The organism is Kocuria sp. ICS0012 (genome assembly GCF_001665945.1).
GTDB classification, from domain to species: domain Bacteria; phylum Actinomycetota; class Actinomycetes; order Actinomycetales; family Micrococcaceae; genus Kocuria; species Kocuria marina.
This window is the reverse complement of the sequence record NZ_LZMM01000056.1, coordinates 1-1352: the sequence shown is the minus strand read 5'-3', so window position 1 is coordinate 1352 and position 1352 is coordinate 1. Positions and strand designations below refer to the sequence as shown.

Sequence of the window (1352 nt, the reverse complement as noted above, 5' to 3'; positions counted from 1 at the left end):
TGAAGCGCCCTGAGTTTGTTGGAGGCTCCTGACCTTGGAAACGAGGATGGAGTTATGCCGAAGGAACTGGCGAATGGGAAGCCGACGACGCGTCGCTACTCGGACGAGGAGAAGGCCGCCGCGGTGCGGATGGTGAGGACGCTGCGGGCCGAGCTCGGGGTCACGCAAGGAACCGTGCAGCGAGTCGCGACGCAGCTCGGGTACGGGGTCGAATCCGTGCGGATGTGGGTGAAGCAGGCCGACATCGACGAGGGTGTCACCTCCGGCGTGAGCTCGGCGGAGGCGCAGCGGGTGAAAGAGCTCGAGCAAGAAGTCCGCGAGCTTCGCCGGGCCAACGAGGTGCTGAAGCGGGCTGCGTCTTTCTTCGGGGCGGAGCTCGACCGCCACTACCGGAAGTAGTCGCGTTCATCGACGCGAACAAGGACGACCTCGTCGACGGTCGCCGGCTCGGAGTCGAGCTCATCTGCAGACAGTTGCAGGTGGCTCCGAGCAGCTACTACGCCGCTAAGACCCGCACCCCGTCCGCCCGTGCCCAGCGGGACGAGGAGCTGATCCCGCGGCTCGTCGAGCTGTGGGAGGCGAACTACCGGGTCTACGGGGTCCGCAAGCTCTGGAAGGCGGCCCGGCGGGCGGGGATCGCGATCGGCCGCGACCAGACCGCGAGGTTGATGAAGGTGGCAGGGATCGAGGGCGCAAGGCGCTCGAAACGGGTGAAGACGACCAGGCCGGATCCGGCGTCCGCGCGACACCCGGATCTGGTGCAGCGGGAGTTCACCGCGACCGCTCCGAACCGGCTCTGGGTGACGGATCTGACGTTCGTGGCGACCTGGGCCGGTGTCGCGTACGTGTGCTTCATCATCGACGCGTTCTCCCGCATGATCGTCGGGTGGCGGGTCGCGTCGCACATGCGCACCGAGATGATCCTCGACGCCATCGAGATGGCCCGCTGGTCCAGAGGTCACCGCCACGCGGACCTGCGGTGTCACAGCGACGCGGGGTCTCAATTCACGTCCATTCGCTACGGCGAACGCCTCGCGGAGATCGGCGCGACGCCGTCGATCGGGACCGTCGGTGACAGCTATGACAATGCCCTGGCCGAGACGGTGAACGGGTACTACAAGGCCGAACTCGTCCGCGGGCCGGCCCGGTCCGGGCCGTGGAAGACGGTCGAGAATCTCGAGCTCGCCACCCTCGGTTGGGTGCACTGGCACAACACGCAGCGCCTCCACAGCTACCTCGGCGACGTCCCGCCCGCCGAGTTCGAGAACGCGTTCTATGCTGTCCAAGCCGACCGCGAACACCTGGTCGGAATCAAATAGCGCGAGTCTCCATCAGACCCAGGGCGCTTCACT

General features: G+C 66.7%; 1 protein-coding gene and 1 other annotated feature. The gene reads left to right on the top strand.

What is annotated here, in order from left to right; all coding sequences use genetic code 11:
* Positions 1 to 54: 54 nt before the first annotated feature.
* A protein-coding gene (locus tag A5728_RS09410) for an IS3 family transposase (RefSeq protein WP_231885598.1) occupies positions 55 to 1319 on the top strand; the annotation gives its coding sequence in 2 pieces (ribosomal slippage) (positions 55 to 358 and positions 358 to 1319; 1266 coding nt in all).
* Positions 354 to 488, top strand: a sequence feature (AL1L pseudoknot). It overlaps the preceding gene by 135 nt.
* Positions 1320 to 1352 lie beyond the last annotated feature (33 nt).